General features: G+C 38.7%; 19 protein-coding genes and 1 tRNA gene. 2 read left to right on the top strand and 18 right to left on the bottom strand.

The window, feature by feature from the left end; translation table 11 throughout:
- Positions 1 to 250: 250 nt before the first annotated feature.
- The 15 genes from L1267_RS13320 to L1267_RS13390 form a co-directional block, all read right to left on the bottom strand.
- The gene (locus L1267_RS13320) at positions 251 to 2332 is read right to left on the bottom strand and encodes a secretin N-terminal domain-containing protein (RefSeq protein ID WP_138558749.1); all 2082 of its coding nucleotides are present in this window, start codon (positions 2330 to 2332) and stop codon (positions 251 to 253) included.
- Entirely contained in the window at positions 2325 to 2792 is a 468-nt protein-coding gene (locus tag L1267_RS13325; protein WP_138558750.1) for a hypothetical protein, read from the bottom strand. Before L1267_RS13325 ends, L1267_RS13320 begins: the two co-directional genes overlap by 8 nt.
- Complete coding sequence (locus L1267_RS13330) at positions 2789 to 3352, bottom strand: hypothetical protein (protein WP_135923344.1); 564 nt, start codon at positions 3350 to 3352, stop codon at positions 2789 to 2791. The genes L1267_RS13325 and L1267_RS13330 overlap by 4 nt, the downstream gene beginning before the upstream one ends.
- Positions 3342 to 4448 (bottom strand): hypothetical protein, encoded by a 1107-nt coding sequence (locus L1267_RS13335; RefSeq protein ID WP_135923343.1) that lies wholly within the window; start codon positions 4446 to 4448, stop codon positions 3342 to 3344. Before L1267_RS13335 ends, L1267_RS13330 begins: the two co-directional genes overlap by 11 nt.
- Positions 4435 to 5334: a general secretion pathway protein GspK gene (locus L1267_RS13340; protein ID WP_135923342.1), complete on the bottom strand. Its 900-nt coding sequence runs from the start codon at positions 5332 to 5334 to the stop codon at positions 4435 to 4437. Before L1267_RS13340 ends, L1267_RS13335 begins: the two co-directional genes overlap by 14 nt.
- A complete protein-coding gene (locus tag L1267_RS13345) occupies positions 5334 to 6038 on the bottom strand; it encodes a prepilin-type N-terminal cleavage/methylation domain-containing protein (RefSeq protein WP_135923341.1) in 705 nt (234 codons plus the stop codon). Before L1267_RS13345 ends, L1267_RS13340 begins: the two co-directional genes overlap by 1 nt.
- Positions 6032 to 6439 carry a type II secretion system protein gene (locus tag L1267_RS13350; RefSeq protein WP_135923340.1) on the bottom strand — a complete coding sequence of 136 codons (408 nt, stop codon included), beginning with the start codon at positions 6437 to 6439 and terminating at the stop codon, positions 6032 to 6034. Before L1267_RS13350 ends, L1267_RS13345 begins: the two co-directional genes overlap by 7 nt.
- Positions 6432 to 6833, bottom strand: a complete 402-nt coding sequence (locus tag L1267_RS13355; RefSeq protein ID WP_235383152.1) for a type II secretion system protein — start codon at positions 6831 to 6833, stop codon at positions 6432 to 6434. The genes L1267_RS13350 and L1267_RS13355 overlap by 8 nt, the downstream gene beginning before the upstream one ends.
- Positions 6817 to 8016, bottom strand: coding sequence for a type II secretion system F family protein (locus L1267_RS13360; protein ID WP_235383153.1), 1200 nt, complete (start codon positions 8014 to 8016; stop codon positions 6817 to 6819). Before L1267_RS13360 ends, L1267_RS13355 begins: the two co-directional genes overlap by 17 nt.
- On the bottom strand, positions 8016 to 9671 hold the full coding sequence (locus tag L1267_RS13365) for a GspE/PulE family protein (RefSeq protein WP_235383161.1): 1656 nt from the start codon (positions 9669 to 9671) through the stop codon (positions 8016 to 8018). Before L1267_RS13365 ends, L1267_RS13360 begins: the two co-directional genes overlap by 1 nt.
- On the bottom strand, positions 9671 to 10066 hold the full coding sequence (gene gspG, locus L1267_RS13370) for a type II secretion system major pseudopilin GspG (protein WP_235383154.1): 396 nt from the start codon (positions 10064 to 10066) through the stop codon (positions 9671 to 9673). The genes L1267_RS13365 and gspG overlap by 1 nt, the downstream gene beginning before the upstream one ends.
- A 75-nt stretch (positions 10067 to 10141) precedes the next feature.
- Positions 10142 to 11176, bottom strand: a complete 1035-nt coding sequence (locus L1267_RS13375) for a nitroreductase family protein (protein WP_235383155.1) — start codon at positions 11174 to 11176, stop codon at positions 10142 to 10144.
- A 14-nt stretch (positions 11177 to 11190) separates the two neighbouring features.
- Positions 11191 to 13872, bottom strand: coding sequence for an SLBB domain-containing protein (locus tag L1267_RS13380; RefSeq protein ID WP_138558752.1), 2682 nt, complete (start codon positions 13870 to 13872; stop codon positions 11191 to 11193).
- Between the two features lie 105 nt (positions 13873 to 13977).
- Positions 13978 to 14757, bottom strand: coding sequence for a DUF481 domain-containing protein (locus L1267_RS13385; protein ID WP_235383156.1), 780 nt, complete (start codon positions 14755 to 14757; stop codon positions 13978 to 13980).
- A 35-nt stretch (positions 14758 to 14792) separates the two neighbouring features.
- Entirely contained in the window at positions 14793 to 15611 is an 819-nt protein-coding gene (locus L1267_RS13390) for a mechanosensitive ion channel family protein (protein WP_054563554.1), read from the bottom strand.
- Between the two features lie 279 nt (positions 15612 to 15890).
- On the opposite strand from L1267_RS13390, the gene L1267_RS13395 reads away from it, so the two are divergent.
- A tRNA-His gene (locus tag L1267_RS13395) sits at positions 15891 to 15966 on the top strand.
- Positions 15967 to 16349: 383 nt separating this feature from the next.
- Here the strand turns inward: L1267_RS13395 and nagP are convergent.
- A complete protein-coding gene (nagP, locus tag L1267_RS13400; protein WP_235383157.1) occupies positions 16350 to 17633 on the bottom strand; it encodes an N-acetylglucosamine MFS transporter NagP in 1284 nt (427 codons plus the stop codon).
- A gap of 1012 nt (positions 17634 to 18645) precedes the next feature.
- Positions 18646 to 21294: a family 20 glycosylhydrolase gene (locus L1267_RS13405; protein ID WP_235383158.1), complete on the bottom strand. Its 2649-nt coding sequence runs from the start codon at positions 21292 to 21294 to the stop codon at positions 18646 to 18648.
- Positions 21295 to 21388: 94 nt separating this feature from the next.
- On the opposite strand from L1267_RS13405, the gene L1267_RS23675 reads away from it, so the two are divergent.
- Positions 21389 to 21520, top strand: a complete 132-nt coding sequence (locus L1267_RS23675) for a hypothetical protein (RefSeq protein ID WP_268842618.1) — start codon at positions 21389 to 21391, stop codon at positions 21518 to 21520.
- A 669-nt stretch (positions 21521 to 22189) separates the two neighbouring features.
- Here L1267_RS23675 and L1267_RS13410 read toward each other — a convergent pair.
- The gene (locus L1267_RS13410) at positions 22190 to 23617 is read right to left on the bottom strand and encodes an NAD-dependent succinate-semialdehyde dehydrogenase (RefSeq protein ID WP_235383159.1); all 1428 of its coding nucleotides are present in this window, start codon (positions 23615 to 23617) and stop codon (positions 22190 to 22192) included.
- Between the last annotated feature and the right edge of the window lie 143 nt (positions 23618 to 23760).

The raw sequence follows: 23760 nt of genomic DNA on the forward strand, positions 1-23760 counted from the left end.
CAACCCTCTTAATTTAATTTGTTCGTTTGCATGCTGATGACTCAGTTTTTAAGCTTCTGAGTATCGTAACATGCAATACCAACATTTTTATGACAAAAGTTACTTAAGAAGTTTTAAGTAAACCCGTTAAAGCACGTACAGTTATAGTTTTATTACCGCTTTTTTGAATACGTAAGTTAACTTTCACTGAACATAGCTAAATTATCGTTTAACTGGTCATTTTTCAAGTAATTATTTGTTAAAAAAAACATTAAAACTTAAGATTTTCTAGACCTTTAATAAAGCTTTCTTTAACACGCTGCCAGTCTTCGGTGTTTTGTACTATTTTTGGCGTAACTAAAATCACTAATTCTGTTTTATCAGCTGAGCTACTATCCGTTCTAAATAGGTGCCCTAACACTGGAATAGTACCAAAAAATGGCACAGATGAAGCCCCGTTAGATTTAGTTTCACTGATCAAACCACCTAACATCACTGTCTGCCCATTACCGGCTACTACTTCCGTTTTTAATGTACGCTCAAAAAATGCTGGGGTGCTGCTTGAGCCATCTGTATCAGAAATATTTGAAATACTCTGATCAATAGTCATTATAACAGTACCTTGGGCATTAATAGTCGGCGTTACTGTTAAATTAACACCTGTTTGGCGATACTCAATTGTAGTTGTTTGTCTTCCAGTTCCATCCAGTGGATCATCAGTGGTACTGCCAATGGTAGGTATATCGTCACCTACATTGATATTGGCTGAAACGCCATCACGCACCAATAATGTAGGGCGAGACAATACATTTACTAATCCATCTGTTTGAGACAAGTTAATACTTATATTACCCGGAAGCCCAACTACTGAGTAGCTAAACCCGCCTTTTCCTTCAGTATTGAAACTAATATTTTCATTACGTCCTGTAGATGGTCCATTTTGAATTGCATACTGAACCCCTTTAGAGAAGCTACCCGTTAATTTAACTTCAGCAATAACGACTTCCATCATGACCTGTTTAGGCATGATATCAAGCTGTCTAATAATAGGTTGCAGCTCTTGATAATATTGACCTGTAGAGTAAAAAATAAGTGCATTTGCTCTTTCATCAACCACTAGGCGCATGTTGTCGCCTTCAACTGTCTGTACTTCATTACCACTTTGTGATTGAGAATCGGTATTGCGCGTACTCGCTGAAGAAGTTCGTTCATTTGTAGTTTGTTTTGAACGATTACTTCCACCAGAAAGGCTACCACCAACAAGAGGAGCTAAACTTGCCCCTAAATCAGAGGCGCGCGCATATTTAGGATGATAGATGTAAAAGCTTTGTTCAGCACCAGCAGCAGGTTTATCAAGCTCTTTGCGCCAAAACGCTACGCGGTCAATAATTTCATCACTGCTAGCAAAAACCACCACTTTACCCAAGTGCTCTAAAGGAACAAACTTCACACTCGCTGCATATGGGCCACCATCAGCAACTGTAATTCCTTCTTCTTTGAGTATTTCGGTAACTTTTTTGATGAAAGTTTCCGAGCTCAAATAATCAAATCCAATAAGAGCTGTTGCTTTATTATAAATTGCAGGGCTATCTAACAGAGATACTAACGAAAGCGCTCTGAGTACTTGTTCTCTTTTGCCTTCAATCGTTAATAATGCTTGCGACGCATCATAGGTATTATTGGTATCGACAAGTTGGCTCATAATATTACGCAGACCAGGTTGCATACCATACTGAATTGGTACAAGCTGAACTATTTGACCTGATACATTTGGTACCGCTTCTTCATTACGGCCAAACCCAAATGCCTTATCTGTTCTAGTATTTGCGTTGTTAGTATGTAGATAAAAAATCCCGTCATTTTTAACAATACTGACATTGTTCTGTGACAAAATTTGCTGAACTAGTAAAAATAATTTTTTAGCGCTTAACTGTTCTTTTAAATCTAAAGTTACAGGCGTAGTGTTGCTTTTTACACTCGCTTCTAAAATATAGGATGTATCAAGCAATTCTCCGAATACATAATGAATAAAGTCATTAAGTGGCAATGCATTCACAGACACTTGAAACTGAGGGTTTTGAGAAAAAGACTTTGATAAATCGATTTCTAATGTTGTTGCCTGTCTTGAATCTGATAGTCGATTCAATCGCTCAGTTTTACCGTTTACCTGCTCTGCTTGCTCTAATTCAACAGCCTCTTCACGTTGTTCACCCTGCGGTAAATCAAGGTAAGATTCTGAAACAGTTACTTTTTCTGTTTCAACACTTGAATTTGGATCTACAAGCGATGCACAGCTTGTCGCCCCTAACACCAAGCAGGTTGAAAGGGTTAAATTGTAAAGTTTATTAGCCATTGTCACTACGTTCAAAAAGTTTAAATTTAATTGTGTCGCTACCTTTTTTGATGATTATCGCTGATGCGGTAACTTCCTCTAAGAAAATACCTTTAGTAAGCTCATCTCCAACTTGTAATTTAACCAAGTTATTTTCAGTATTTTTCAATAACACAAAAGGTTTCATTTTTTGCTTAAATATACCCAGTAGTTGGTACTTCTGCCCTTCTATTTCTAAAACAGGAAATGCTGTTTTTTTCTCCTGTGGTGCACTTACCTTTTCTTCTACTTTAGGTTTTTCAATTTCTTTTTTTAACCACTGTTTTTCTACTTCTAATTCAGGTTGTTTATTACGTAAATTAATTTTACCAACTTCTTTTAGTTCATTACCTTTCCCAGAAGCCACATCCTCAGGCATATCTAATGAATTTAAAAGAACAACAACTGTTAAAGCAGATAAAAACGCTATGAGCCACTTCATAATGCAACCTCATTTGCGTTTTGCCACATTATCAAAGTAAGAGCGACAACCATATAATTTTGTTTATCACCTGATACTTCTTTACCTGCATAGGAATAATCAGCAATTTTAACCATTGGCTCTAAACTTTCTAATTGTCTAGATACATTCAATACGCATTCCGGATTACCTCTAAATCTGGCTTCTAATGTCCAGCGTACTAATTGTTGTTCAATATTACTTTTACCCGCCCAACCTATTCGCTCAACATTGCAATTATTGGTTTGCAACAGTTTTTCTATTTTTCCTTGAGCTGTTAATTTGAACTCGGACTCTGTACTTGCAGTAAATAGATACGGCTGTAACTTCAACTTATTAATAGATAATAAACCACTTTGTTTTTCTATTTGCTTTTTATTAGCTATTAAATTTTCAACCTTAACTACTTTGGATTCATCCAAATAAACTTTTTGCTGCAACGTTTCAATATTTTTCCACATAGGATCCAATACAAAATTTGCAACAATCAAAGCCGACAAGACAAAAAGATAATTTTTATATTTTAAAAGGTTACTTTTCATTTTCACCCACTACCTTTAGCTCCATGATAAAGTAATCCCTCTTGCCTGATTTCCTGACGGGACCACTAAATTGGGCACTTTCAACCATTGGCAACTCACTTATGACCGCAAGAATACTTGAAGCTGAATCTGCAAAACCCCTGAGTGTAACATTCGATTTAGAACCAGAAAACTCCTGTATGTCCATTCCTTCTGAAATCGCTTTATATGCAATATCCCAATGGCTATGAACATTAGGGTAGAGTTCAAACTCTTGTAATACCTGTTCAACATATAGTTTATCTAGATCAATTTTTTGCTTTTGCTCCAGAAGCTCAGAGACCCCGCCTTGATAGCTTAATAGTGTTGTTTCTAGAGAGTTGGCTTTATACATATAAAAGGCATTTACTCCTGCAATGAATATCCCTGCAGAAATTAACGGCCCATAATAAAGACTATGTAAGAGCTTGTAATCTACGCTCGATTTAAAATCAAAAGCAGCAGTTTTATAAAGGCTTAAGAAAGGTGTATTCAAAATAGCTTCATTTAACAAAGATGCATAATCGTCCTGTGTAAGCGATACCTTAGCTACATCACTATGTACGCCAATACTTAAGCAGAACGATTCTAATGATGATACTAAACCTTGTTTGTATGCACTTTTCGTTTTACCTTCCACTTTACTATAAAATAGATTACCGGCAGGTGTCTGTGCTTCGATAACAACCTTTTGATCTTTATAGTAGTGATTAATTAATTCAGTCTCGGGGATGAGTATATGCTTAGAAAACTCATCGGTAAGCTTTTCTGAAAAAGTAATCGTCTTTACATCGTAGCCCTCTTGCTGTTCATTTTTAGAAAAGCTTTCAATTATAAGGCTATTCGAAGTCTCTTTTTGAAGCTTTAAAATGTCTTTCAACTCTTTTAAGCTTACTGAAGGGTAAGTCTGCCATTTTTCGTTATAATTACGGCGAGAGACTATGATTACTTTTTTACTTTTGTCAGTTACCTTGAATTCACTTGCTGCCAGTAAAAATAAATTTTCGTGGTAGTAAGCAATGCTATTGAGCAACCATTTTTTATTTTTAACGTTTTGAAGTAACTCACTCAACTTCATTTTGATTCCAGATAACATTAGTAATAACAATAGGGCGAGTTAAAGAACGCGTTCTTATTTTCGCCGTAAAGCTTTTTGACACTCGTTGATTAGATTTTTTTGCTGTTAGAGTAACTTTTACACTATCGCCAGGGAGAAAGTTAATAAACTCGTCAGGCTCAATGCCTGATTCCCTGTAAAAGGTATTACCATTTAATCCTGCATTATCGCGCAGTCCAACTAAATTAGCTACCGTTGTATCATTTTTAATAAATGCCTGCAAAATTGGCTCCGGAGCGTTTGCCGGGTTAAAGCCTGTGATATGTTCAACGGTAAAATACTCACTCCATTGCTGAGGGGTTAATATATCGCTATTTCTAATGTGACTAACTTCAGCCAATGATTGCAAGTAACCATTCCTAGGACCTGGCATATCTTGCGATTCATAATATGCCCTTTCAGCTCCATTCAATCTTTTAAGGTCATTTTCATCTTTCCAATCAGCTAGCGAATCAATAAATATATCACTCTCAGATGGCGAAACATTTAACTTCATCAGAACATCTTTAAGTAGTTGTAAATCTGCAACATTCAAGCTAATTAAGCCGTTTAAGTCTTGAAGTTGGACTGAAACCCCCTCTACTTCAAAAGGTTTATTATAAAAATTCCAGTTTTTGGCGATGTCAGATTCATTTGTTACGTTTTGAATCCGAAACTGACTTAATAGCGCATTAATAACTCGAGCCTCGGTATTTTCAATTTTTATACGCAAAGACAACGCTTCCTTAATTTCGAACGTTGTGGCGACCTGTTCTCTCGAGGATTTTATTATATATAACCCAAGGGTACTTAGGACAAGAGTAATTATCAGTACCTGCACCAGAGCAATACCTCTTTGGAACTGCATTATATTTCTAACCTTAAGTAATCGATCAGAACAGAGAAAGCTTCTTCTGGTAGAGCTACAGGAAAATGACTTCGCTCTCCCTCATGCCCTTCTATTTCGAGTGTTAAGCTAATTGGTAATATACGAATATCTTCCATAACATGTTTGGCATAAAGCTGTGGCTTAGTTTGACTATTTACATTATCTTCTTTGTAGTTTCTAGAAACCTCATCTAAGCCAGACCACCCATAATAAACAAAAGAGATTCTTTTTAAGTTCTCAAGCAACGTAACTTGATGTTCCCACTCAATAACATCAGATTGTTTCAACAGTAAGTTATTTCTCATTGAAGCCTCATTATATACGAGTGAATAAACTCCATCATTTTGTAGTATCTTAAATTCTACGACAGAAGCTTCATGGTTAAATAAAGGTGAAGTGCTTATAAATATGACTCTTTCTTTGTCACCTGAAAAATATTGTGCAGGCTCGTTTTTATCCGATTCAACAACGTATGTGCTTGCTGATTCAAAGACTCGAGTAATTGCATCGAATGCAAGTGCTTGTTGGCTTTGCTGCCAAAAGTAGTTGGTTCTTGTCTGCCATTTTTGAGTGTACAAACCATAGCCAAAATATCCTGCATATAACACTAGCATCAATACACTTGTAGCTAACAAAAGCTCGATTAATGTAAAGCCAGTTTGTTTACTTTGTATTCTCACCATGTTGCAACCTTAAAAGAGAACTCTCTTTCTCGGCCTGCACTTTTAGCAAGTATATCTACATTATAAATTGAGAAACGGTTTCGCTCTGAAAAATCAGATAACTCATCTGTCGGCGGGCTATTAAAAGTTTCTCGATTTGCTTGCCAAGAGTAATAAATACCAAATAACTCCAATTCACCATCTGCTTCTGGTATGTCGCGATTTTTTACTTTACTTCGCAGATCGAATTTTATAGCAGTGATAGCTGAAGGGGTGATTTGGAAGTACTTGGCATTTTTAACTGCAATATCAGTTGATAATGTAGCACTTTTAAAAATTTCACTCGCTAAAGCTAATGCTGTAAACAAAATAATCGCCGCGATTAATACTTCAAGCAGCGTAAACCCTTTATTTTTATTCATAAGGCTTGAACATTGTATTTATTGAAAATTCACGACTAGTTTCATTCCACTTTACAGTGAAGGAGTTCGGCATAATGGCTGATTTTGTGTTTATGGTATAACTTGACTTTTCAAACTCAAGTTCTTCAAATTCAAGATTCGTGACTTGATCGGCAATACTGATTTTGAACATGCTGCCATCAAGATCAACCTTTATAGGATAGCCGCCATAATATGCCTTATAACTCAGCATTTTGAAGTAATTTTGGGTTTTTTCAAGCTCAACTAAACGAGTCTGTTGAGCAACATTCTTAACAATAACACCGCCCGTCAACCCCATTAAAACAGCCATTATTGCCATAACGACCATTAGCTCAATGAGAGAGAATCCTTTGATTTTAAAAGGGGACATCATTAATTGATACCATACTCATCAACATAGTGATTACGATACCACCAACAAAACCACCCATAAAAATAAGCATTATAGGTTCTAGCATAGTGGTCAGCTTTTTAATAATTCCTTCCAATTCAGATTTACTACGCTGAGCAACTTCTGAAAAAACTCTTGGTAAACGCCCTGTTTCTTCGCCAACTTTGATTATCGATAGAAAAAAGTCTGGAAATATGCGTGTTTTTTCTAACACATGACTCAACTGTTTACCGGTTTTTAGCTGCTTAAGTGCTAGTTTGGCATCTCGTTTTAATTCTGGATGTTTTAAAGTGTTGGCTGTCAACTCCAGTGTTGTATCTAGCTGTAAACCAGCTTCTAACATCATTGCCATTGATTGGGAAAAACGGATACGCTCAGCCGTTAAAATTACACTTCCGATACCTGGTAAATGCGATATTTTGACATAAAACCAGTTTTTCACTTCAGGTTGCTTTAAGCCATATGTCAAACCTGTAATTGCCGCAACAATCCCACTGATAATAATCACTTGATAATCCACAAAAAAATTACTGACATTAATAATCATTTGTGTGTACCAGGGAGCTTGGCTAAGGTCAGTAAAAATACCTGACATTTTGGGGACAATGAATGTAAGCACAAAATAAACCGCCATGATACAAACAAAGAATATAACGCTAGGATAAGTTAATGCGGTGCTTATTTGAGAACGTAAATCTTTTTGAAACTTTAAGTCGTTTGATAAGCGCTGTAAAACTTCTGGTAGATTTCCTGACGTTTCACCTATTTTAAGTAGGCTAATATACAAAGGACCAAACAGCTGCTCATGCTGTGAGAACGCTTCGCTTAACGAAGCACCTTTTTTTAAAGATGCAGAAATTTGGCTTAACAAACGTGTCAATGCAGGATGACCATTTGCTTTTTTAATAATATCAATTCCGCGATCTACGCGAATTCCACTTTCTAAAAGTAGAGCTAGCTCACTCGTAAAAAACTCGAGTTGATCAAGGGTTACTTTTTGCGAGAACAGACTGCTAATACTTTTTGTATTATCAATGGGCTTAATCGATAATGCATTGAGCCCTTCTGTTAAGAGTTTTTTTTGTGCATCTGCTTGGTTAGTTGCACTAACAACACCTTGATGACGCGTGCCTTGATTATCAATCGCTTTATATTCAAACTCCATTAGCCAGCTACTCGTAGAACTTCATCAATGGTGGTTACGCCAGTAATTACTTTATACAAACCATCTTGCATTAAATTACGTCGCTTTAGCTGAGCATTATGGGCTTGCGCACGAGATATAAATTGATCGTTTTTAGGTAATTGCTTAATTTCATCATCACAACGAAGATATTCATTTATAGCGATTCGGCCTTTGAACCCAGTATGATTGCAATGCTCACAGCCTACAGCCTGTTTAATATTTAATTCACTAATTGCTGCGTTTTTAGCTACCAGCTCTAATGGATACTGAGAAAGCAATTCGCTAGTATCTTCTAAGGGCTCAGCACAGTGTTGGCATAAACGTCTAGCCAAACGTTGCGCGACAACAGAAACTAAAGCCGCATTTAGTAAAAATTCTTCGACACCCAAGTCAAGTAAACGCGTATAAGCACTTGCAGCATCATTTGTATGCACAGTACTGAATACTAAATGCCCAGTTAGTGCCGACTGCAAAGCGATACGTGCTGTTTCTGCATCACGTATCTCACCCACCATGATAATATCTGGATCTTGTCGTACTATAGAGCGCAAACCTGCGGCAAAGTTAAAACCGATATCGTTATTAATTTGTACTTGGTTAACCCCCTCTAACTGATATTCAACTGGGTCTTCTAATGTAATGATTTTTACGTCTGGACGATTAAGCTCATTCAAGAATGTATAAAGTGTTGTTGTTTTACCTGAGCCTGTAGGCCCAGTTAACAAGATTACACCTGTTGTTTTACGTAAGTCTTGCTGAATTAGACTTTGTGTATCATTGGAAAGCCCAAGAACAGACATATCATAACGAATCGAGTCTTTAAGCAGGAAACGCAAAACAATACTTTCACCATCGTTCAATGGCAAAGCAGAAACACGAATATCAAGCTCTTGATTGGCTATGCGTAGTTCTATTTTTCCATCCTGAGGTCGGCGCTTTTCAGCAATGTCCATTCCAGAAAGTATTTTAAGTCGAGTTGTGATAGGAAGCTGCATTTTTGGAGCTAACTTATCAACCTCATGTAAGACCCCATCAATTCGATATCTAACGCGAAAGCGCCCTTGATGCGGCTCAAGATGCATATCAGAAGCACCTCTAGCTAATGCTTTAGTTATCAGTGAGTTTAAAAGGTTAACCGTAGGAGCTTCTGAAGCTAACTCTCTTAATCTTGCCTCCTCGTCACCTGTTAACTCATCTTCTTCAACACTATTCTCTGATGAACTTTGAATTTCATAAAAGAAAGTTTGAAGCTGAGCTTCTGTTGCAACCAAAATAATAACATCAACATTATGCTGCTGTATAAATTGTGCAAGTGACAAAGATAATGGATCTTTACATGCAATAGTCCATACCTCATTGGCCTCGAGTAAAACACAATCAAGCTCTTTTAACGCTCGAAGTATTTCGACATTGATGTCTTCAGGTAGTTGCCAATTTGGATAATCTTCAGCATTAAAAAGAGGGTAGCCTAATAACTTGCTGTAAAGTGGTGCTAAGTCCTCTTCTGTCAAGCAGCCCATATTAACTAAAATTTGTTCTAGCCTGCCATCATAGCGACTTTGATATGACTTAGCTTTATCTATATCAGCCGCAGATATTTTAAATTGTTCAGCAAGTAATTGGCTTAGCTCCATCATTTATGAACTACATCCTCGTTTTCACCTTCACCACCAGGTTGGCCGTCAAGTCCATAACTCATAATGCTGTAAGGAGAGCCATTTTCACCAGGCACCTTATAGATGTATACTTTACCCCACGGGTCTAGAGGAATGTCTTTTGGCAAATATGGTCCATCCCAATTTGCTGAGTCACTTTTTCGTAATGCTTGAAGAGATGGAGGTACAGTCCCCATATCTAGACGGTATGTATCAATTGCTGTTTCAAACATTTGCATTTGAGCAATCGCGGTTTTAACTTTAGATGAACTTACCTTTGAAAATAATTTAGGAGCGACTAGAGAACCTAACAGCCCAAGTATGATAAGAACTATCATTAGTTCCATTAAACTGAAACCTTTATTTTTTTTCATGAGAACTCCTTAAATTTAACTTTTTCGAGTATATCAAGCGGGAAAAAAGCTGTCGATATAACGAATTAATATGTCTTAAACATGTTTTAGAATGTCTTTAGCTTGCTTTTTATCAGAATAAGGTATCATTCCTGAATTGGATGGGTAACCTACAGCAATGAACATAACAACACGCTTATATTGTGGTAAGTTGAGTAAACTAGCGACAGTCTTATCTTGATTAATTAATTCAGGCCAGTTAATAGGACAACTGCTTAACCCTAAAGTTTCAAGTGCTAACATAAACTGCATTGATGCAAGCGAACTGTCGATATATATTACATGGCGGTCGCGTGAAAGTGGGTAATAAGATAAATCACCCACAACCGCAATTAAATGTGGAATGTTGTCTGCAAAACCAGCTGTTCCTCCTGGGAGATTAGCTAGCTTTTTAAGTAATGGCTGACTCGAAATAGAATAAAATTGAAAAGGCTGCCTATTACATGCGCTTGGAGCTTGTAAAGCAGCATCGATCGCTTTTTTTATTTTTTCTATTTCTACGCTTTTTGATTGAAACCAGCGTACCGACGTACGAAACTTTGTTAAGGCTAAGAAATCCTCATACTCTACTTTGTGAGGAGCTTTTTGATGGTAAGAGTATGGTTTTTTCGAGGTTGAACACAAAGTTGATAGCTGGTTAAAAGCTAAAAAGCTTTCATTAATAACAGGGTTATTTTTATCTACTACAGAAAAGTACTCCGTTATTACATCTGACGCCCACTGCAGTTCTGACTGGTCTACCTCAGAGTTACTTAGCGCAACACGATAAGCAGCAATGGTTTCACTTATATAATCAAGTGCATAAATACTTCTCCTAGGCTGCATAATTAAGCCTTTCTCTAAGCGATGTATATTTCTACGCAATAATGCACTTGATTTCCCATGCATGCCTTGCTGTCTTTTATAGGCTAAACGCGCTTTCAGTATGGCTTGATGCTCATAGAAAAAATCTCGTGAGAAGAAAGTGAAATACAGTCCAGATAGAATTGCAGATTTGCTACACAAAGGTAAAAGAGCAGCTTGAAGTTGCTCTATTACCTTTTTTAATAATTTGATTACCGTTGTTTTCATCAAATTCTAACTAATTACAGTGAGCTTATTGCTGCAACAGCTACACCCATTTGATACATAATTTGTGTTGCCGAACTCCAAAGGGTCAAATTATCAATGTAATCCGTATCGAGTGGAACAACAATTGTGTCGCCTGGTGACAGCTGGAAGTCATTGTTAACTGCAAACCAAGAGCCTGCATCAGGAACTTCAATTAAACCGCTTGCTTTGATGATATAAATACGCTCTTCATCAGCGCGCTGTTTAAGACCACCACTTCGATTTAAATAATCATCAAGTGATAGCTCATCTTGAAATAGATGAGAACCTGAGAAATTAACCTCACCGACAACATTAATGCTATTACGCTTAGAAGGAACATATAAAACATCACTATCTTCTACTTCTAAACGGCGTTTTCCATTAACGATCGAAGGTAAGTCAATAACTAGTCGGCCAACGGCTTTAACTTTAGCAAGATCTGTAAGTAAGCTATTCATATCTTGATATGATAAAGAAGCATCAGTTATTGAGCTGTTAAAACTCTTAGAGGCAATATCTCTTCTCAAGTCTTCAGATATTTTATTTAATTGCTGCTGCTGTTGTAAACGAATAGATTCTCGAGTAAAAATAGCACCTTCAGGGAATGAAAACTCAGTGAAGCCCCCTGCACGCTCAATAACACTAGATAGCGTTTCACCTTTAGCTATACTGTACACACCAGGGAACTTTACCTCACCAATAATGTTGATTTTTCGATCTTGCTGCCAATTCGGAATTGGATAAATATTGATCGTGTCTTTGCTCTTTAACTCATATTTACTGATTGAGCTTTTATCTTTTAAGCTGGATAAATCAACACCGATGTGCTCAAGTACAGAATTTTCTTTATAGCGCGTAATTTCTGCATTTTGAAGATACGCTGACTCTTTTAAGCCGCCAGCCGCAATAATTGCATCACCCACATTAGCATTTACAGGGCGAGGATAAACTCCTTCATAAAATACTTCGCCACGCACGCCAATAATTTGAAGTCCACCATCTTTTGTAGCTTGCTGATTCAACTTAGAAAGGATAGGCTTTAATAGCTTTTTACGGCTAAATACTGCGTATTCATCTTCTTTCAACTCTTCTTTGTTAGTCAACAGCTCAGTTATTGATAGCACTTCCTGCTTAGTTTCTTCAACTAAAGACTCTGCAAGCTCTTTATCCAAGGCTGTACCAAGATCAATAAACTCATAGAATTTGCGCTCTTCGTACTCATCCCAAAGCTTGATTTTTTCTTGTTGCTTTAACTGCTCTTGAGTTAACGCCATACCAGTAAGCGCATTTTCTTCATTTTCTAAAGATTGGAAGCGGCTAAATACAACCACAATATCTCGAGGTTTTAATTCTAGGTCTTCTTCTCCACTTATCGCTTTTAGAAGTGAAAATTGATGTACCTCTATATCACCACGAAGATTAATTTCTCGGACAATTAAAGAATAGTCATAATCAGCAATTGGCAATAAATCAGTTTTAAGTGAACCAAATAGCTGGCTCACTTTTTTTCCTTCATGCCAAGCATAATTGCCAGGATGAGCAACAGCACCAAGCAGGGTCACAGCGTTATCAAGCTCTTGGCTAGAAGATGGAACACGAATTACATCACCATCATTTGGTTTATACGCATTTTTATTAGATAAGTTAAGTTGCAGAACTGTTCTCGAGCTATTACCGGTATAGCGCTCTACAACTGTTTTCTGCGGATATGCAGCGGCATTAAATCCGCCAGCCATAGCTATTAAATCTTGACTAGACTCATCTTTTTTAAGCTCAAAAATGGCAGGTCTACGTACCTCACCTTTAACGCTCACCTGCATACCAACAGGTGGAATAAACACAACATCACCCGGCTTTAAAATGACATCATTACTACTATCACCTTTTATCAACAGGTTATATAAGTCGAGAGTTGTTACTGTCTTTCCTGCACGCTTTAGTTGTATATTTCGAAGAGAACCAATCTCTGATACACCACCACTCACGAATAACGCATGGGTAATTGAAGCTAATGAAGGAACAGTATAAGCACCAGGCTTGTATGCCTCACCTAAAACCATAATACGGATTGAGCGTGTTTTGCCCATTGACACAAAGGCTTCAGTACCAATAACCTCTTGTTTAACTTTAGCTTTAATAAGTTCAACTACATCACTGTATTGCATACCACTAACTGTGACTGGCTTAAGTTTATTAATTGTTAAGCGGCCTTCACGGTCTATTACAACTTCTTCTGTAGAAGATTCTTTACCAAATAAGCTAACTGAGAAAGTATCACCTGGACCAACAATATAAGAATCAGGCACTAGAGCACTTTCTGACGGTGCAAACGTGGTTGGTTCACCAGAAAAAAGTTCATAACCGAATGGTTTAAGCTTATCTTCTTCAGGTTTAAACTTATCTTCTTCTGTAATTTCTTTGTTATCTTTATTATCGTCAAACATCCCTCGAGACAAAACAGTATCAGTATTTTCATTTTCTAACTGATTCGCGTTTTGACCTGTTGAATCCAACATACTAAGATCTAAGCCATATTTCTTAGCGAGCGCTTCTTGTTGCGACTTAGGTAGCTTTTTAAATTGTTCTATTTGTTGCTTAGTTGGAGTGACTGAATGAGCCTCAGTTATGAATATAAGCGAGATAAAAAGAGCGATTACAAGTCTAAAAAACTTCACAAAGTTTCCCTTCTAAGAAAATAAAGATAACCGCGGCATACTACATCATTTTATAAGCAAAAAAAATGGGTAAACAAGTTTACCCATTTATTATTAACTTAAAAATTAGAAACTATACACAAGCGTCAATGACGTTTCTGTATCTGTGTTTTCTTTGTCATCGGCAACATCTGAGTTGTGGGTGATGTTATATGCCACTTTCATTTGCAGTGAGCCGTTGATTTTAGCAAGAATTGCAGACTCTGAACGTGTTTTGGTGTTGGTATCACCGTATTCAACTGATACTAACTGAGTAAAACGTGCGCTGTCTGAAATTTGCCAGTTGTAATCAACTTTACCTAGTGCGATTACTTCGCCTTCGCGGTCACCAGCACGCGAATTACCGTTGTCATCAACTTCAGTGCTGTCATCTGGGTATTGGAAATACTTATAACCCGGACCAACTTCAGCATTAAGCCACATGTCAGAACGGTCGATTAAACGTAAACCATAACCCGCTGAGATAACTGACTCGTTACGGTATGCACCAAAGTAATCAGATACGTGCGAGCCGTAGATGAATAAATGTGAGTGCTTTTCGTTTAACTTGTAGTTACCTTGCGCTGAGATTGAGTACTTTTCGTTAGTACGTTGTGTTTCTTTAACACCTTGGTCGTTTTCGATCTCATCTTCTTTATAAAGTCCGTCTAACTTGTACTCGTTATTCCAGTTTTCTAGGTTATGTAAAACCTTGATACCACCTTTTAGTGTGGTTGTTTCAGTGTTACCGCTTGTTACAATAGCACCTAACTCACTGGTTACATCCCAAGTTTTGGTTTCATCTGCTGCGAATGCGCTAGTTGCAGCTGAGGCTGCAACTAGAATTGATAAAGCTTTTAATTTCATTAAAAAATAACCTTTACTACTTTAAGTTCGACTTATTAGTCTTCTTTATGCAAATGAACATCCATTTGCGGGAATGGGATGGTGATGTTGGCATCATCTAATGCGATCTTAATGTTTTCCATTAGATCGAAATACGTTGGCCAGTAATCAGCTGAGTTAACCCATGGGCGAACGACAAAGTTTACGCTTGAATCTGCAAGTTCAGATACAGCTACTGTGTATGCTGGGTCTTTTAATAAGCGCTCTTCTTTATCTAACACTGATTTAAGAACTGCTTTTGCTTCTTTTAAGTCTGCATCGTAACCAACACCGATTACTAAATCGATACGACGAGTTGATTCACGAGAGAAATTGGTAATTGGGCTGCCCATAATTGATGAGTTAGGCATGATAATTACTTTGTTATCAGGTGTACGCAATTCTGTAGAGAAAATTTCGATTTTCTTAACTGTGCCAGCTTTACCGCCAGCTTCTACATAGTCACCTGATTTGAATGGGCGAAGTAAAATGATTAAAACACCTGATGCAAAGTTAGACAGTGAACCTTGCAATGCTAAACCTACTGCTAAACCAGCCGCACCTAAGATAGCAATGAATGACGTTGTCTCAATACCTAATTGAGATAGTGCCATTAAGATTGTTGCAGCAAATACAATTGCATAGACAATGCTAGCAACAAATGAACCTACAGCTTTATCTACTTTCTTTTTATCAAATGCTTTTTCGGTTAAGCCTTCGCAGAATTTAGCGATGCGACCACCGATGAAGAAAATGATTAGCGCTAGAACCGCCTGAACGGCGTAATGTATGATTAAACCTGAATTCTCGTTGATCCAGTTCATTATTGTATCCATGTTCTCTCCTGAAGTTCATTTTTAGCATAACGCTGTACAAATTATATATGATCTTTGGTTAAAAAATCATTAAATTACGCGCAAAACTAAGAAATGAGTATTTGCCTAATTACAAAAAACGCAAGTCTAATCTGCAAAACTGAACGCCCGCTGACCAAGGTGGCAATTCTGAATTTTCTGAGGTAAGTAAGTTTTTTCTACTTTTTTCAATTTAGGGCTTCACAAGCTAAACTTAATTATGTAATATGCGCGCCACACCAAACGAGGTGTATCTCAGTGGCGGCTGTAGCTCAGTTGGTAGAGCCCCGGATTGTGATTCCGGTTGTCGTGGGTTCAAGCCCCATCAGTCGCCCCACTTCTCCCCCTTTTTAAATTCTCTTATTTTCTATTTTAATTTCATTATTAAGTTTTATCTTTAACGCCTATTTTCAATTCTAAAAGCCGTCAGCTTTGGCTGTTCGGGGTTGTTTGTGGTTCAATATTTCTTTTGCACAAAGAGAAATGAATGAGAAATGAATGAGAAGAGAATGAGGAAACCACAATATTACTTTCTCTTAAGCGAAGCGCTCTCTTATCCTCTTTGTGATAATTTGATTTTCTCTGTGTAGCGCGGCTCTTAAACTGCAGGCAAAAAAATGCCACCTTTCGGTGGCATTACACACGGGATTATTTCTATTTACTAGAAATGCTTTTCAAAGTTCAAGGCAGTGCACTTTACACCTAACCTCAAACCCATAATTACTTCCAACTTTTCATCTTGTGACCTTTAACAGCATAGAAAAGTATGAATAAATAACAAGGCAACATTACAATATAAGCCATTTGTTGTGCTTCTGCGCTTTTTACGCCGCCACTTGCCAAGCCCCAAAATAACGGGCCGAATGCGCCACCAGCTATGCCCATTATAAGTAGACCTGAGCCTACACTAGTTAGCTTGCCTAAACCAGATAATGCTAACGGCCAAACTGCAGGCCATACAATGGCGTTAGCAAAGCCTAGCACAGCAATGAGCAATAGTGTATCAGGCAGTACCGATTTTAGGCCAAACAGTGTTGATATAAATACAGTTTCATTATTACCAGTAACAATCGCTAGAGTTAACACACAACCTAATACAGCAGAAATAGTCAACGCTGCTTGCTGTGATAACACGCGTGGGATAAGTAACACCCCTAAAAAGTAACCTAGCACCATACAACCCATAGTGTATGACGTCATTACACTATATTTTTCAACACCTAATGACAACGCAAAGCTACCAATCGTATCACCTGCAATTACTTCAACGGCCACATAAACAAAAAGTGCCACAATGCCTAATGCAAGACTTGGATGGCTCAGCGCTTCTTTTACTTGCCCCGGTTTTTGTTCATCAGAATCATCGATCAACTCTGGCAATGGCATTTTAGTAACCGCAAAACCAAGTATACCAATAAAAATTGCCATCCCTAAATACGGTAATATTAAACCATTTGCCATAGCATCAATATCAGTTTGGCTAAGCTCTTTACCTACAAAGCCTTTAAAATCACTGAGTATCAGTGCGGTAAACACGATTGGAGCAACAACACCCGCACCTTTATTTAATATACCCATAATACTGACGCGAGCCGCGGCTGATTCTTCAGGGCCGATTCTGACTACGTATGGGTTAACCGCTGTTTGTAGCAATGTTTGCCCTGCCCCCATCACAAGCTGTGCAAATAAAAATAGTGCAAAAATTTGCGTTTTTGCAGCAGGAATAAACAGTAAACCTGCCACCATCATGGTCGCCATACCCAGCGCCATACCGTTTTTATAGCCTACCTTTCTGATGATCATTGCTGAAGGTAGAGCCGTAAAAGTCACGGCGATATAAAACGAGAAAATAATCAGCGATGCCTGAAACGGTGAAAGCTGCAAAACTTGCTGTAAAAACGGCATCAATGAGCCATTTAACCATGTAGCAAAACCCAGTATAAAAAACAGCGTGGCCACAATCGCCATAGGCACAATACTGCTCTGTTTATTCGTTTCTGACATAACATTTCCCACTCACAGCACACAGCGATTCTGCAATACTGTTCATTCAGATGATTATATAAAAGAGATATTAAATATTTATAACACTATCGCAACAAAAATGACAGCGCTGACATACTTATTTAGATACCGTACCCATGAAATTTATTTCGCTCGAAGGTTTATTCACAAAGAGAAGTGAATGAGAAGAGAATGAGAAAACCTAAACATTACTTTCTCTTAAGCGTAGCGCTCTCTTATCCTCTTTGTGATCATTTGGTTTTCTCTGTGTAGCGCGCAGCGCCTATGTTTACTTTGTGGTTCAATAATTTTTTGCGCAAAGAGAAGTGAATGAGAAGAGAATGAGTAAACCTAAACATTACTTTCTCTTAAGCGCAGCGCTCTCTTATCCTCTTTGTAATAATTTGGTTTTCTCTGTGTAGCGCGCAGCACCTCTGCGCAATCAGTGGTTCAATAATTTTTTTGCACAAAGAGAAGTGAACGAGAAGAGAATGAGAAAACCTAAACATTACTTTCTCTTAAGCGTAGCGCTCTCTTATCCTCTTTGTGATCATTTGGTTTTCTCTGTGTAGCGCGCAGCGCCTCAATGTTCTCTGTGGTTCAAATATGTTTTTGCACAATATGCACTAAGAGAAGATAACGAGAAGAGAATGAGAAAACCTAAACATTACTTTCTCTTAAGCGCAGCGCTCTCTTATCCTCTTTGTGAACATTTGGTTTTCTCTGTGTAGCGCGCAGCACCTCTGCGCAATCAGTGGTTCAATAATTTTTCGCACAAAGAGAAGATAACGAGAAGAGAATGAGAAAGCCAAAGCATTACTTTCTCTTATGCGTAGCGCCCTCTTATCCTCTTTGTGATCATTTGGTTTCTCTGTGTAGCGCGCAGCGCCTCTGTGCACTCTGTGGTTCAATAATTTTTCCACAAAGAGAAGTGAATGAGAAAAGAATGAGGAAAACAAAAAATGACGCCTACGTTTTTCTGTAAGCGTCACATTTATTTATCGCAAAAACATTATTCACCAACAACTGTTACGCGGCTGGTTTGCTGTGCGTTCAAGCGGGTGCGTAAAGCAACTTTTGCATTATTATCAACCTTTACTGGCTCAACGTAAATTTGCCAGCTTTGGCCGTTGTCTAGGCTGTATTCAATGCTCAAATAAGCAAATGCGCTATTGGCATACAACTTACCATTTTCAATCACACCGCCCGGTACCGGTAAATGCAGATTGATGCCATCTTTGGCTAACTTATCAAGCTCTTTTAAGCCTACAGCACTTGAGAACTCAGCCCAGTCTTTTGCTTGTTTTTTACTATCGACACTTTCGCCTTCCCAATCAGCTTTGTGCCATGCGCGCTCTGCCACTGACAAAATACGCGGGAAGATCATTGCTAATACTTGCTCTTCAGTACGGATTGTTTCTGACCATACCTGACCTTGCATACCTAGAATATTTTCAGGCTTTTCAAGTTTAGGTAATGGGCGGCCCACCAACGCTTCTAAATTAACGATTGGCTCACGAGTACGGGTGTAATCGGCATTGGCATACACGTCGTCAGGCATATAATTAAAGGCTTTTTTAGTATCTGTGTAACGAGTGGCCCAGTAATAACCACGCTCTTCAGGACTTGCTTCGTATGGGTGGTCAAAGTACAAATGCGTACCGTGTGATAACACCACTTGATAACCGGCATTTGCTAGGCGGTATGCTCTATCGGCAACGCCCCATTCCCAAATGTTATCCCAAGTATTTACGGTAAAGGTTTTATTAGGGAACTCATCACGTTTAAATGGGTTTTCACGGTCATACATGATGCCATCTTCCCAAATACCAGGAGAAATACCGCGTTTTTCAAGTAAGGTTGCAACACGTTGTGTGAAATAAGGTTTTAAATCAGCGGGGCCAGCTACACCGTTATTAGGATCAGCAAATAACGCCTGACAGATTGGCGAGCCTATCCACGAACCTGCTCCGACTTCATCACCACCAATATGCAGGTTCTTTAACTGCACACCTGCTTCGCGATACATCTGCTGAAGTTCATAAGTTACTTTATCTAAAAATGCGTAGGTTGAGTCCATACACACATTCATTGAGTTATCTTTGTAGTTTTGTACCGTCATGTACACAGAGGTATCTTTTGGATCAGTAAGCAAATATTGCGTTGCTGGCCCCATATCTATGTGTTGAATTTCTTTGTTTGCCGAGCGCGTTTTAATGTTGTTTTTAGCGGCTTTCTCAGCTTCTTCTAACATGTTGTGATAACGCGCTTCCATCGCTTTGATTGAGGCACGCGCATGGCCAGGGCCTTCAACTTCAGGGATGATTTGAATGTGGCGGTCTTTCGCAAACTTTAATAGCTCAACAAACTCATCACGTTTCAAATAACCATTACCTGAGCCCGATTTAAATGGCCCAGTGCCAAGCTGAGTTAATAAACACTCGCGCTCTTCTAAATCAAAGCAGCGATAACCGCCAACATTAGTGAGCTCAGGTAAGCCTGGGATCTCAAGTCGCCAGCCTTCATCTTCTGAAAAGTGCCAGTGTAGCTTATTCATTTTATAGCGTGCCATTTGCTCAACTAACTTGAACATTGCCTCTTTGCCATGATAGTTACGGCCATTATCGTAATGCATGCCACGCCAGCCATAGCGTGGTGAGTCTTCAAGTTCCAACTGCGGTAAACTGGCACTGCCTTGGCTGTTTGCAGGAATGAGGTTCAATAAGCTTTGCATAGCATAAAACACACCGGCGTTATCGCTACCTACGATGGTGATAACTTCATCGTCAATCTCAAGGGTATAGCTTTCAGCTTTTGCATTATTGAGTTTAGGGTCAACTTTTAAGCGAATAACTTTGTCTTTGCCAATATTGATGTGATCAGGCTGTGCTTTAAGGCTAATGCCGTAGTCATCCTGTAAGTCTTGCATAAACACCATAACTTCGTGTTTAAGCTGACCTTGATAACTAATTTGCCAATTATTATTAAGTGTTGCGCTACCACGATTAAACTCAATTTTACGAGGCTTCGGAATAATACGCTTTAAGGCATCGTCTTTACTAACCGACACCTTATCAGCGTTATTTCGTTCGTAGCGTACTTTTGCCGTTGCTAAAACCGATAAATCTTTTGGTTCATTGTAACGACGTAACTGGTTTTCGCGGGTAAATGGTGTAACAAACTGTTTAAAGTCTTCAGTGTCAGTGTTGGCAAATACGGCAGGTTTATTCTTACCCGAAACAAAAAATGCCCGTGGCATAAAGTCACTGTAAGCAACAATCCAAACTTGTGCATCAAATGGCAGCTCCAAGCTTTCACCTGCGGCTAAACCTTTAAATGAGCTCGTTGGTACGATGCGATGTAAATCGCCATTAACATGTTCAATATTTAGGCCCGCGACATGCTCAGTTGAGATTTTACGAACTGAGTGAATATAAAGCTGCCAGTCACTTTCGCCCGCAGGCAACGCCACATTAGAGCCATTATTAAGGGTAATTTTTCCTAAAAAGCCCGCATCTTTATTACGAAAGTTATCTTCAACCGAAAACAGCAGTTCGGTGCCTTTCGCAAACTGATCAACTTGCGATTGAGTTAATGCTGCACTTGCCATTAAAGGCGCAGTCGCTAGCATTACCGCGAATAGTGACTTCTTAAAATCCATTACTTTCTCCTCGTTTATGCCCTGAGTGTACGGTATTTCTGCGTACTATTTTTCATTTTTGTTAATAATTCGTTCCTATCATATAAAAACTAAAATGACAGCGCTATCATTTTATGAAAATAAAGGTGAGGAGTTGATAGCTTTAGGCCGTAAGCTGGCAAGTTTGAAGGGGAACTGTGTTGTTTGTAGTTTAAATGTTTTTGCACAAAGAGAAGTGAATGAGTAAAACAAAGAAATATTTATCTCTTAAGCGAAGCGCCTCTTACTCTCTTTGTGAATTAAAGATCTTTTTCTAACCACAGAGGCCATAGAGAGCACAGAGGAAAAGAAAGAGAGATGTTTCTATTAAGCGTAGCGCCTCATAATATCTATGTGATCACTGATTTCTCTGTGTAGCGCGCAGCGCCTCCGTGTAATCTGTGTTGTGGTTCAATTTATTTTGCACAAAGAGAAGTGAATGAGAAAAGAATGAGGAAACCAAAAGATCATTTTTTTTACTTCCTCTAAAGCGTAGCGCCTCTTATCCTCTTTGTGCGATTAGTTCTCTTTAATGTAGGCGTGAAATTTATTTCACGCGAAAGTAATTGCACAAAGAGGAGAGAATGAAAAAAGAACGAGGAAACCAAAAGAATATTACCTCTTAAGCGAAGCGTCTCATAATCTCTTTGTGATAATTTGGTTTTCTCTGTGTAGCGCGCAGCGCCTCTGTGCCCTCTGTGGTTCAATATATTTTGCACAAAGAGAATTGAATGAGAAAAGAACGAGGAAACCAAAAGATCATTTTTTTACTTCCTCTAAAGCGTAGCGCCTCTTATCCTCTTTGTGCGATTAGTTCTCTTTAATGTAGGCGTGAAATTTATTTCACGCGCAAGGACTTAGTTATCAGTCTGATGGCTTAAATTTTAACACAAAGATACTTCTCTTCTAGGTACTCATCTAGACCTTGGTGACCGCCTTCTCGACCTAAGCCTGACTGTTTAACACCGCCAAACGGCGCTACTGGGTTTGAGATGAGACCTTCGTTAATACCTATCATGCCGTATTCAAGTGCTTCGCTTACGCGATAAACCTGCTTGATGTTTTCACTATAAAAATATGCGGCTAAACCGTAAGGTACGTCGTTAGCAAGTTGAAGTACTTCTTGCTCGTCATCAAAGGTGATTATGCTCACAACTGGGCCAAACACTTCATCATGATAAATATCCATCTCTGGAGTAACATCAGTTAAAATTAATGGTGCTTGGAAGCTACCTTCAAGCTCGCTGTTATCACCGATCAACGACGCCCCTTTATCAACTGCATCTTGCACAAGTGTTTGCACTTTTTCTTTTGCTTTAGGGTAAATTAATGGGCCAATATCCACCCCGTCATCAAGACCATTGCCAACCTTTAACTCAGCTACTTTGTCAGTGAGTTTTTCGAGCACCGTTTCAAGCACTGAGCGCTGAACAAAAATTCGGTTAGCGGCAACACAAGTTTGCCCTGCGTTTCTGAATTTAGCCCCCATTAAGCCAGCAACCGCTTCATCTAAGTCAGCATTTTCAAAAATAATGAATGGGGCATTGCCGCCAAGTTCCATAGACGTTTGTTTAATTGTTGAAGCGCACTGAGCTAGTAACTGCTTACCGACCCCAGTTGAGCCAGTGAATGTGAACTTACGCACACGCTCAGATTCAGTCATGATCTCACCCACCATTTTTGCGTTTTCAGAGATCACTACGTTCAGCGCTCCTTTTACAAAACCTGCTTTATCTGCAAGGTAGGCTAAGGCAATAGCGCATAATGGCGTATGCTCCGAAGGTTTAATCACAAAACTACAACCCGCTGCATAGGCAGGTGCCACTTTACGGGTGATCATGGCAATCGGGAAATTCCAAGGTGTAATACCAGCCACTACACCGATTGGCTGCTTTATCGTTGTTAAACGATGTTTGCTATCAGTAGCAGGAATTGTGTCGCCATAACTACGCTTTGCCTCTTCACTAAACCATTTAATAAAGCCTGCACCGTATTCCACTTCGCCCAAGGCTTCTTTTAAAGGCTTACCCTGCTCTTTAGTCATCAATTCAGCAAGTTGTTGCTTGTGCTCAATGACTAAGTCGTACCAACGGCGCAACGTTTCACTGCGCTCGGTTGCTGTTGTTTGCTTTAGCTTACTAAATGCCTCGTCAGCACTTTTTATAGCCAGTTCAACCCCTGCTTCATCAATATTAGAGACCTGAGTAATCGCCTCTGCGGTTGCAGGGTTATCTACACTAAAACGCTGGCTCGTAGAATAAAAGTCACCGTCGATAAACGAATCAGAAAAAACTAAATCAGACATAGAACCTCCAAGTAAAAGCTATCAGCTATCAGCTATCAGCTATCAGCTATCAGCTATCAGCTATCAGCTATCAGCTATCAGCTATCAGCTATCAGCTATCAGCTATCAGCTATCAGCTATCAGCTATCAGCTATCAGCTATCA

It is taken from the genome of Pseudoalteromonas sp. OFAV1, assembly GCF_021532595.1.
In the GTDB taxonomy this organism is placed as follows: domain Bacteria; phylum Pseudomonadota; class Gammaproteobacteria; order Enterobacterales; family Alteromonadaceae; genus Pseudoalteromonas; species Pseudoalteromonas lipolytica_C.

What these genes read in the sequence shown, in the direction of transcription:
- L1267_RS13320 (WP_138558749.1), bottom strand. Translation starts at nt 2,332, where the DNA reads ATGGCTAATAAACTTTACAATTTAACCCTTTCAACCTGCTTGGTGTTA.
- L1267_RS13325 (WP_138558750.1), bottom strand. Translation starts at nt 2,792, where the DNA reads ATGAAGTGGCTCATAGCGTTTTTATCTGCTTTAACAGTTGTTGTTCTT.
- L1267_RS13330 (WP_135923344.1), bottom strand. Translation starts at nt 3,352, where the DNA reads ATGAAAAGTAACCTTTTAAAATATAAAAATTATCTTTTTGTCTTGTCG.
- L1267_RS13335 (WP_135923343.1), bottom strand. Translation starts at nt 4,448, where the DNA reads ATGAAGTTGAGTGAGTTACTTCAAAACGTTAAAAATAAAAAATGGTTG.
- L1267_RS13340 (WP_135923342.1), bottom strand. Translation starts at nt 5,334, where the DNA reads ATGCAGTTCCAAAGAGGTATTGCTCTGGTGCAGGTACTGATAATTACT.
- L1267_RS13345 (WP_135923341.1), bottom strand. Translation starts at nt 6,038, where the DNA reads ATGGTGAGAATACAAAGTAAACAAACTGGCTTTACATTAATCGAGCTT.
- L1267_RS13350 (WP_135923340.1), bottom strand. Translation starts at nt 6,439, where the DNA reads ATGAATAAAAATAAAGGGTTTACGCTGCTTGAAGTATTAATCGCGGCG.
- L1267_RS13355 (WP_235383152.1), bottom strand. Translation starts at nt 6,833, where the DNA reads ATGATGTCCCCTTTTAAAATCAAAGGATTCTCTCTCATTGAGCTAATG.
- L1267_RS13360 (WP_235383153.1), bottom strand. Translation starts at nt 8,016, where the DNA reads ATGGAGTTTGAATATAAAGCGATTGATAATCAAGGCACGCGTCATCAA.
- L1267_RS13365 (WP_235383161.1), bottom strand. Translation starts at nt 9,671, where the DNA reads ATGGAGCTAAGCCAATTACTTGCTGAACAATTTAAAATATCTGCGGCT.
- gspG (WP_235383154.1), bottom strand. Translation starts at nt 10,066, where the DNA reads ATGAAAAAAAATAAAGGTTTCAGTTTAATGGAACTAATGATAGTTCTT.
- L1267_RS13375 (WP_235383155.1), bottom strand. Translation starts at nt 11,176, where the DNA reads ATGAAAACAACGGTAATCAAATTATTAAAAAAGGTAATAGAGCAACTT.
- L1267_RS13385 (WP_235383156.1), bottom strand. Translation starts at nt 14,757, where the DNA reads ATGAAATTAAAAGCTTTATCAATTCTAGTTGCAGCCTCAGCTGCAACT.
- L1267_RS13390 (WP_054563554.1), bottom strand. Translation starts at nt 15,611, where the DNA reads ATGGATACAATAATGAACTGGATCAACGAGAATTCAGGTTTAATCATA.
- nagP (WP_235383157.1), bottom strand. Translation starts at nt 17,633, where the DNA reads ATGTCAGAAACGAATAAACAGAGCAGTATTGTGCCTATGGCGATTGTG.
- L1267_RS13405 (WP_235383158.1), bottom strand. Translation starts at nt 21,294, where the DNA reads ATGGATTTTAAGAAGTCACTATTCGCGGTAATGCTAGCGACTGCGCCT.
- L1267_RS23675 (WP_268842618.1), top strand. Translation starts at nt 21,389, where the DNA reads ATGACAGCGCTATCATTTTATGAAAATAAAGGTGAGGAGTTGATAGCT.
- L1267_RS13410 (WP_235383159.1), bottom strand. Translation starts at nt 23,617, where the DNA reads ATGTCTGATTTAGTTTTTTCTGATTCGTTTATCGACGGTGACTTTTAT.